Source organism: Microcoleus sp. A6-C6, assembly GCF_036705955.1.
GTDB lineage: Bacteria > Cyanobacteriota > Cyanobacteriia > Cyanobacteriales > Microcoleaceae > Microcoleus.
Genome location: NZ_JAUBVR010000130.1, coordinates 1 through 8,532, shown reverse-complemented (window position 1 = coordinate 8,532; position 8,532 = coordinate 1). Strand labels below are relative to the sequence as shown.

The 8,532-nt window shown below is 44.6% G+C and carries 11 protein-coding genes; 7 read left to right on the top strand and 4 right to left on the bottom strand.

All coding sequences use genetic code 11. The annotated features are described in order from the left end of the window. Nucleotides 1-34: 34 nt before the first annotated feature. The 3 genes from QUB52_RS27970 to QUB52_RS27960 are packed head-to-tail and all read right to left on the bottom strand — an operon-like array spanning nucleotide 35 to nucleotide 2,145. Nucleotides 35-1,159, bottom strand: coding sequence for a P-loop NTPase fold protein (locus QUB52_RS27970; RefSeq protein ID WP_332975539.1), 1,125 nt, complete (start codon nucleotides 1,157-1,159; stop codon nucleotides 35-37). A 57-nt stretch (nucleotides 1,160-1,216) separates the two neighbouring features. After that, on the bottom strand, nucleotides 1,217-1,738 hold the full coding sequence (locus QUB52_RS27965) for a tetratricopeptide repeat protein (RefSeq protein ID WP_265235850.1): 522 nt from the start codon (nucleotides 1,736-1,738) through the stop codon (nucleotides 1,217-1,219). A 47-nt stretch (nucleotides 1,739-1,785) separates the two neighbouring features. Next, nucleotides 1,786-2,145 carry a single-stranded DNA-binding protein gene (locus tag QUB52_RS27960; RefSeq protein ID WP_265235851.1) on the bottom strand — a complete coding sequence of 120 codons (360 nt, stop codon included), beginning with the start codon at nucleotides 2,143-2,145 and terminating at the stop codon, nucleotides 1,786-1,788. A 331-nt stretch (nucleotides 2,146-2,476) separates the two neighbouring features. Here QUB52_RS27960 and QUB52_RS27955 point away from each other — a divergent pair, with 331 nt between their 5' ends. The 3 genes from QUB52_RS27955 (at nucleotide 2,477) to mreD (ending at nucleotide 4,941) form a co-directional block, all read left to right on the top strand. Continuing rightward, nucleotides 2,477-3,484 carry a rod shape-determining protein gene (locus tag QUB52_RS27955; protein WP_265235862.1) on the top strand — a complete coding sequence of 336 codons (1,008 nt, stop codon included), beginning with the start codon at nucleotides 2,477-2,479 and terminating at the stop codon, nucleotides 3,482-3,484. Between the two features lie 87 nt (nucleotides 3,485-3,571). Further along, entirely contained in the window at nucleotides 3,572-4,375 is an 804-nt protein-coding gene (gene mreC / locus QUB52_RS27950; protein ID WP_265235852.1) for a rod shape-determining protein MreC, read from the top strand. Next, complete coding sequence (gene mreD / locus QUB52_RS27945; RefSeq protein WP_265235853.1) at nucleotides 4,375-4,941, top strand: rod shape-determining protein MreD; 567 nt, start codon at nucleotides 4,375-4,377, stop codon at nucleotides 4,939-4,941. Before mreC ends, mreD begins: the two co-directional genes overlap by 1 nt. A 157-nt stretch (nucleotides 4,942-5,098) precedes the next feature. On the opposite strand, the gene QUB52_RS27940 is transcribed toward mreD, so the two are convergent. Then, the gene (locus tag QUB52_RS27940; RefSeq protein ID WP_265235854.1) at nucleotides 5,099-5,890 is read right to left on the bottom strand and encodes an HAD family hydrolase; all 792 of its coding nucleotides are present in this window, start codon (nucleotides 5,888-5,890) and stop codon (nucleotides 5,099-5,101) included. Nucleotides 5,891-6,136: 246 nt separating this feature from the next. On the opposite strand from QUB52_RS27940, the gene argB reads away from it, so the two are divergent. From argB to QUB52_RS27920, 4 genes are all read left to right on the top strand, one after another. Beyond that, nucleotides 6,137-7,048 carry an acetylglutamate kinase gene (gene argB / locus QUB52_RS27935; protein ID WP_265235855.1) on the top strand — a complete coding sequence of 304 codons (912 nt, stop codon included), beginning with the start codon at nucleotides 6,137-6,139 and terminating at the stop codon, nucleotides 7,046-7,048. Nucleotides 7,049-7,547: 499 nt separating this feature from the next. Beyond that, the gene (locus QUB52_RS27930; RefSeq protein WP_332967060.1) at nucleotides 7,548-7,733 is read left to right on the top strand and encodes a type II toxin-antitoxin system VapB family antitoxin; all 186 of its coding nucleotides are present in this window, start codon (nucleotides 7,548-7,550) and stop codon (nucleotides 7,731-7,733) included. Nucleotides 7,734-7,842: 109 nt separating this feature from the next. After that, nucleotides 7,843-8,187 (top strand): DUF6883 domain-containing protein, encoded by a 345-nt coding sequence (locus QUB52_RS27925; protein WP_332975540.1) that lies wholly within the window; start codon nucleotides 7,843-7,845, stop codon nucleotides 8,185-8,187. Then, nucleotides 8,171-8,434: a DUF4926 domain-containing protein gene (locus QUB52_RS27920; protein ID WP_332975541.1), complete on the top strand. Its 264-nt coding sequence runs from the start codon at nucleotides 8,171-8,173 to the stop codon at nucleotides 8,432-8,434. Before QUB52_RS27925 ends, QUB52_RS27920 begins: the two co-directional genes overlap by 17 nt. The last annotated feature ends 98 nt before the right edge of the window (nucleotides 8,435-8,532 follow it).

Here is an 8,532-nt window from a genome sequence, read left to right as displayed (position 1 = left end):
ATCTTTATTTGGCAATTTTACTAGCTTTTTCATTTTAACCCTTTTTTGGCATACTCGCCAAAGTGAGATGCACCCGTTTGCGAGTAATGGCTGTGCGACAAGTCGATCGAGTTATCTGCATCAATTGTCGGACGTGACCGCCACTAGCTTTTGCCAAATCTAGCAGCCGTTGTCGATCGTCAAATACCGCACTAATATCAACCCGCTGTTCAATTAAACGGGCAACTCCCTCTAATCTTTGCTGATTGTAATTTAAATCGCACTCACTACGATTAAATTCATAAATATTCACCATTGGCACGATATTGGGATTGCTAAACAAGTTGCTAACATTTTTATAGGAATAAATTACCGAAATCGGCACTGTATAGATGATTGTACAGTCTAGTTCTTGGAGTTGAGGAGCGTAATCAAAAAACAAATGATTACCAACATTTGGAGGAATCCGGTCTAAGTTATCAACAATCAGCAAAAATCCTTTTTGGTAACGGTTGGGATATTTGTGTCTCAGCTTCTTAAAAGCATCTTTCAATAACAGATTAATATCTGCTTGCAAGCGGGATAGATTACGCTGAAGAGTTTCGCGAATCACTTGTTTTTGTTGACTAGAACCTTTGATTTGACCGATTAATTTTGCAGTCAACTTAGAAATAAACGGAATTTCTGCACCTGCACTTGCTTCGGTTTCGATGCTAGCGGAAAGTTGAACACTTTCTTCTGTTTCTTTAGTGACTTCTTTAAACCACAATTCAAAACTATGTAATAGTTTTTGATCAAACTTCAATCCTAATTCAGTTAAATCATCAGCTACTTTGTTGATAACTAACAAATATAAATCGGTATATTCAGCATCAAGAACATCTAGTTCCTGATCGAATTCTATATAAATCACCCGATATTCATTTTCCCATCGCGACTGAATCCGTTTTAATTCTGTACTTTTGCCACATCCCCGATGTCCCGTAAACAAAATTGTGTTAAATTCTCCCGGTTCTTGAAGATCCAAATCCGTGCTAACATCGTCGATCGCTACTGTGTTGCGTACTGCGGACAAATCCACATAATATCGTGCAATATCATCGCCCGTTAGAGGCTTGACATCGCAAGCGCGGTAAGCTTCTTTGAGTGTTTTGGCGCGGTTGGTGGGGAATGAAGTCATCGGATTGTAGATTGTAGATGTTGGATTTTAAATTTTGGATTGAACCAACAGTTGGTCTTAATAACTAATAAACAAGCCACCTAAAATCAAAAATATGGCAATTAACGCCACCCAGATAAACCTATTATCTTTGGTATTCACCTGACTCAAATCTACAGGTTCTTGTACGGCGGGCTTTGGTTTGGCGTACTTGATATCAGCGTTGGGATTTGCTTGAAAACTGATTGATTGATTTTCATCTAAAGCTGCTAAATCGGGGATTTTTACCGTCCATTCATCAGGGATACTGAGTTTGGGGGCTTCGAGAATGAACAGCAAGCGCTTGGCTTGCTGGCGGGTTTCTTGGCGCGGATGGCGGGTGAGTTTGCGGCAAAGCTCGATCGCCCTTTCGGTATCGCCAGAGGCTTCGTAGGCTGTCACCAGCCACATCTGCACGTCGCCGCCTAATCTGGAAGTGCGATCGACCAAACCCGTCGCTGTTTCCAAACTCTGGATAGCTTGAGCATACAGACCGCTCTCAAAAGCTACTCGGCCCGCTTGATACTCAGTTTGAACAATTTCTAACTTTTCTGAACTCACCAGCCCCCACCCAATTCACAAATATTAGTTCCCAAATTCCCCAAAAGCTAGAATTCGCTGTTGTTTTGCGACATACCTGACTCATTGTCCCGTTTGGAACCCAGCAAGTCTAACTGGTCTACTCTAATTACTGGCTTCGAGCGATTTGAACCCGTATTGCGGTCTTGCCAGCGATCGAACTTCAAAGAGCCTGTTACTCCAATTAGAGCGCCTTTGCGAACGTAGTCAGCAGCGACTTGCGCTGTTTTCCCCCAGATTTCCAGATTAAACCAGTCTGGCTGATCGTTGTTCTTGCTTCTGCGGTTGACTGCCAGCGTCAAATTACACTTAACTGTACCCGACTCAAAATACTTCACGTCCGGGTCGCCACCGACGCGGCCGACCAAAGTCACAACATTAAGACTCATAAATTTTTTCGGGAATGTGCTCGATTGGTGATGTAGTTAAACTCTCCCTGAAGGGCGATCGCCTCCAAACTTAACTTGGAACAGCGCGAATCAGGGCTTCATCCTGATTTTACACCCACTTACCAGAACATACTTATTGTGGATGATTGGCGAGGCAAGCGTTCAACTTATGCTCGACAATGTTACGTTTCGACTAGACTCAGGATGAAAAACGTAATAGAATCCACCTCGGTTACACTTTTGTAACAACATTATTGCACACATTAGTATTTTAGTTTTGGGGGGGTACAAATCAGTGGGTCTTCTCAATCGATTTTCCTTATCTAGAGATATGGGTATCGACCTCGGTACTGCTAACACGCTCGTTTATGTATCTGGCAAAGGTATTGTTCTGCAAGAGCCGTCCGTAGTGGCGATCGACCAAGACTTAAAAATACCGCTGGCTGTTGGAGAAGAGGCTAAAAAAATGCTTGGGCGCACGCCTGGGAATGTCATAGCACTGCGCCCGCTTCGCGACGGGGTAATCGCCGACTTCGATACAGCCGAACTCATGCTCAAGACTTTTATCCGCAGAGTTCACGAAGGCCGAAGCTTAGTTTCGCCGCGGATCATTATTGGCATCCCCAGTGGTGTCACTGGTGTCGAGAGGCGCGCTGTGATTGAGGCGGCTACTCAGGCCGGTGCTAGAGAAGTACGGTTAATTGATGAACCTATCGCTGCGGCGATCGGGGCTGGACTGCCTGTGGCTGAGGCAACTGGCAATATGATTATAGATATCGGTGGGGGTACGACGGAAGTTGCGGTTTTGAGTTTGCAAGGTACGGTGATCAGTGAGTCTGTCCGGGTAGCCGGTGATGAACTCAATGAGGCGATCGTCCAATACATGAAAAAAGTTCACAATTTGGTGATCGGCGAACGCACTGCTGAAGAAATTAAGATTCAGGTGGGTTCCGCATATCCAACGACCGAGGATGACGATGTGATCATGGAAGTGCGCGGCTTGCACTTGCTCTCCGGTCTACCGCGAACTGTTACAATCAAAGGCCCAGAAATTCGCGAAAGTATGTCGGAACCGCTGTCAGTAATTGTGGAAGCTGTCAAACGTACTTTGGAACGCACACCCCCGGAATTAGCGGCAGATATTATTGACAGGGGAATTATGCTGGCCGGTGGCGGAGCACTGATGAAAGGTTTAGATACTCTAATCAGTCACGAGACAGGAATTGTCACTCATGTGGCAGCCGATCCTCTTTGCTGCGTGGTTTTGGGAACTGGTAGGGTATTGGAAAACAAACAGTTGGAACGGGTATTCAGCGGGCAGTCGTCGCGCAGTCTGTAATTAACAAACTTGGGATTTTGGATTTAGAAATAGGTCTGCCATCTAAACTCTAAAATCCTGACATAACAATTTTACTTGATTGAAATTATGCTAAAGCACACAATCCGCAGGTGGTGGGATCTGCGTCTACAAATTGCTCTTTTAGGTTTAGCGGTAACTGCGGCTTGGGGGGTTCGACAAACACAAGGTGCTGTACTTTTTGAAGTTTACAATTGGGTGTCTCGTCCGTTTCAAGCCAACGGCTCTGGACAAGAGCAACTCATCTCGGCTCGCACTCAAGAATTGCAAGCGCAACTATTAGAATCAGAGACTCAAAATCAGAAGTTAAAAGAACTTTTAGGTTACGTTTCTGCTAAGAAACCTAAAGGAATTGTCGCTCCGATTGTGGGGCGCAGCGCTGACCATTGGTGGCAGCAAGTAACCTTGGGGCGCGGCAGTAATGATGGCATTAAAACAGATTTTACTGTGATGGGCCCTGGCGGTTTGATAGGTCGGGTTGTCAGTGTTACTCCTAATACTAGCTTAGTGCTGTTAGCTAGCGACCCTACAAGTCAATTGGGTGTGGGAATTACCCGCAGTCGTAATATGGGTTTTATGCGCGGTAAAGGCCCAAATCAGGCTGTGATGGAGTTTTTTGATAATGTTCCCAATGTTAAGCCTGGAGATTTGGTTTCAACTTCTTCTTTCAGTCAGTTGTTCCCTGCTGGTTTGCCGGTGGGAAAAGTGGTTTCGGTTGATCTGAATAAAACTCCGGCTCCCGAAGCTGTTATTGAGTTTTCTGCACAGATGAATTCTCTGGAGTGGGCGGTGGTTTACCCACACTCTAAGGAATCTGAACAAAAGGCTTCGCAGGGTCAATCTTCTGCACCGTCTGGGGGAGCAAAGCCGTAATGAAGCCTTTATCTCGGATGTTTTGGCGATCGCGCAAATTTTTGAATTTCGGCGTTACATTTGCTTCTGTGATGCTGTGTATACTGATATTGCCGACTCGGTTTCCGGGAATGGAATTGCTGGGAATTGGCCCGAACTGGCTGTTAATTTGGTTGGTAGCTTGGAGTATTAAGCGGAGACGTACAGTTTGGGGAGCTGCTAGTATGGGCATCGCTTTGGGGTTTCTTCAAGATGCGATGACGGCTCCTAATCCCACCCACGCTGTAAGTCTAGTTGTTGTAGGTGTCTTAACGGTTGTTTTGCAGAAAAGTTGGTCGATTCCGGCTGATATTGTTGAGAGAGATCCGGTTCCAATCGCGTTAATTGTGTTTGGGATGGCGGTGGTGGCGGAAACGGTGATGGGGCTACAATTTTTCGCTATGGGCGATCGGGCTTTACTGGAAATTTGGAGCTATCATCAGCGTGTGGCTTTGTGTTCTGCTATTCTCAGTAGTCTTTGGGCTCCGGTGATTTATTTTCCCCTGAATCGCTTGTGGGAAATGACCAGAAGTTTAGAAAAATTTTAGTCATTAGTTAACAGTTAACTGTTGACTGTTAACTGTTGACTGTTAACAGTTAACTGTTGACTGTATAGAGGTTATCAAAAAAGTGAGGTATACGGGCGATGCCCCATGCCCCATGCCCCATGCCCCATGCCCACTGTTAGTGAGAAAGGCTATATAGTCATTCTACTATTACTTGTTGCCCCAAACCTAATAAGTGATGAACGGCAATAATTAAGTCGCTGAGAATGAAATTAGGCTGGTGCTTTTGCAGTTGATAGTGGCTGCGAATGCCGCACGTAACGGCAATTGTTGGTATTCCCAATGCTTGTCCTGCGAGGATATCTGCTTCGGTATCTCCGATCATCCAAGCCGAACCCAGCGATGACTCAAATTCTTCTGCAACTTCAGCCAACAATTCGGTTTTTAAGGCTGTATAGTTGTGATAGGCCGCATCGGGTATCTGAGTTCCGCGAATGGACGTAAACAGTCTGGCTAAACCGTAATTTTGCAACAGTTGAACGGCTTGATTTCTCGGCCGCAGGGTGACCAAAATCAGCCGCACGCCGCGGGAGTGCAGAAGTGCGATCGCCCATTGCACTCCTGGCTGGATGCGATCTAAGTGCAACAAGTCTGGCTGATTGACAATCCGACTCACGCATCCGAGAAAAACGTGAATTTCTTCTCCCGATAAGCCCGAACTTTTGGCTATTTCAGTATCGGGGACTCGGTTTTGTTTCATTTCCCAAAACTGCTGTTTGCTGAGGATTTGGAGGTTGAGGTTGATTCTCCTGGCATCATAAGCTGCTTGAGTGTCCGCTAATCCCTGTTGATAGGTGGCGTAGTAGCGATCGGACACATCGACGATCGGCCCGTCTAAATCGCAAAATACTGTCATCCGGGGGGACGAGTCAGCCTCTGATGGTAGCTTGTACTGAGGGTTTTCGGAATTGGGGGCGACAGCAGTTAACATATAAGGTTAAGTAAATCAAGGATAACGATACATTTCTTGACTTTACCAAGAATTTTATAAGTTATAAGACAAAATTTCAAGTTATATCATTAAAAAAACCTATGATAATTATGAGGAGAGCTCTCAGAAAGGGCGATCGGGCCAATCGTCGATAAATTCAAGGGAAAAAGTGATTTTTGTAGCTGTTGATATTTGCTTTAGCCATTAAAGTTTAGAATTAAGTTTTTAGTCTTTTGTAAATTACCCATGCTCAAACAAAGCGATTTTGTTAGGAATCCAGACACTAATCGAGTAGAAGTGCTTTCAGAAGCACTACCTTACATTCAACACTTTGCCGGCCGCACGATTGTGGTCAAATATGGCGGTGCTGCGATGAAAGATAGCACTCTCAAAGACAAAGTTGTTCGGGATATTGTGCTGCTAGCTTGCGTGGGGATGCGTCCCGTTGTGGTTCACGGCGGCGGCCCAGAAATTAATATTTGGCTGGAAAAGTTGGGAATAGAGCCACAATTTAAGGATGGTTTGCGGGTGACTGATGCGGCGACAATGGAAGTCGTAGAAATGGTTTTGGTGGGAAAAGTAAACAAGGAAATTGTTTCGTTAATCAACCAAGCTGGCGGCAAAGCAGTAGGATTATGCGGCAAGGATGCGAATCTAATTCAAGCTCGTCCAGATGGCCGGGAAGGAATTGGGTTTGTTGGTGAAGTTAGCGGCGTGGAAATCAACATCTTAGAGTCTTTGGTGAACAGCGGTTATATTCCGGTGGTGTCGAGCGTGGCGGCGGATCAATTCGGTCAATCTTACAACATTAATGCTGACACAGTTGCCGGGGAAATTGCCGCTGGTTTGGGAGCAGAAAAATTGATTTTGATGACTGATACTGCGGGAATTTTGGAGGATTATCACAACCCGGAGAGTCTGATTGCTAAGTTGGATATTCAAGAAGCGAGACAGTTAGTTGAGTCGGGAGTTGTGTCTGGGGGGATGATTCCGAAGGTTAATTGTTGTGTGCGAAGTTTGGCTCAGGGTGTGAAGGGCGCTCACATTATTGACGGGCGAATTCCTCATGCTTTGCTGCAAGAAATATTCACGGATGCGGGGATTGGTTCGATGATTGTTGCTTCTGAGTTTAGTGGGGCGAAGTTAAGGAATAAGTAATGCGTAAATTTTAGCTTGGGGCGGGTAGGTGAAGCGGTAAATCATTGCTTTACCCGTCCAGAGAATCGCTTTCTAGTTCGCCAGTAGGACTTGTGGGAACTATTGTTTAAGTGTATGATACGGGAAAGGAGTGTCAATATTTAGTGGAGTTTGCTGATACTCAAGGGATTGAATATGCTATGGCTATTTTGAAAGCAGATGAGATTTGAGTTTTGCAATACGATCTAGCAGTTGCTTAGTAATGTGAGGAGAATAGAAGTTCGATAGGGGCGATCGCACTTTTGGAAGAAGGGGCGATCGCTCGCGTGAGATTTGGGATGGGATATGGGCGCATTTTTGGAATGAAAAGGATCTCGCCCGCGTGAGATTTGGGATGGGATAGGGGCGCATTTTTGGAAGGAAAGGGATCTCGCCCATTGATAGGGTTTGAGTGTTACACTAAAAATACAGCATTGTTCGGTGACAATTGCGTCATACCCTACTTGCAGGAGGAAAATACATGGTAACTACGCTCGAAATTGACAAAACTCTTCTTCAAGAAGCCCTTGATTTGAGTAATCATCAAACACCTACTACATTAATTGAAGCGGCTTTACGCGAGTACATCCAACGTCGCAAACAACTAAAAATATTGGAATTGTTCGGTACTATTGACTACGATGAAGATTATAACTACAAGCAATAGCGACAAACAAGCGGAAAGTCGATATATTGTGAAAGAATTAAAGCGCAACAGTCCACTCTCTCCGTTACCAGAAAAATTTAGATTAATTAGGGGGTGATGAGGAGTTATAATGAAACTACCCAATGGCAATCAGGCTGAAGTTTCTCTGCAAAAGCTGGTCGGCTATTGCTTAAATCCAGAGCATTCTCGTGGAAAGCACAAAGCCAGAGTGTTTGCATCGGTTTTGGGAATCACGGCTAATAATGCAGAAGTTTTGCGAAAGCTTATTCAAAAAGCAGGCATTGAAGGTGAAGTTGTCCAAGAAAATACTACTGATTTTGGGCAACAGTTTAAAGTTGATTGGACTGTACCCGATACAGTGGGGATTGAGCTTCGGACAATCTGGGAAATTACTTCGACTAATTCTAACCCTCGTTTGATTTCAGCTTTCTTAAACCATGATAAAAAACTTTAGACTTTTGGATTCTGTTGCGATTCTCCAGCCTGTTTCAAATACGCGATTAACGCTAGTCGAACCGGAATACGCATCTGTTTCTAGTTTGCCAGTAGGACTTGTGGGAACTATTGTTGAAGTGTATGATACGGGAAAGGAATGTCAGTATTTAGTGGAGTTTGCTGATAGTCATGGTATTGAATATGCTATGGCTATTTTGAAAGCAGATGAAATTTTAGTTCTGCAATATGAACTTGCAGTTGCTTAGTAATGTGAGGGGAATAAAAGTTACATAGGGCTTGCTGAATAATTGATCGCTTTTTGGTGATCGGGAGTGATCGATTATTCAACCAGAGTTAGACATGA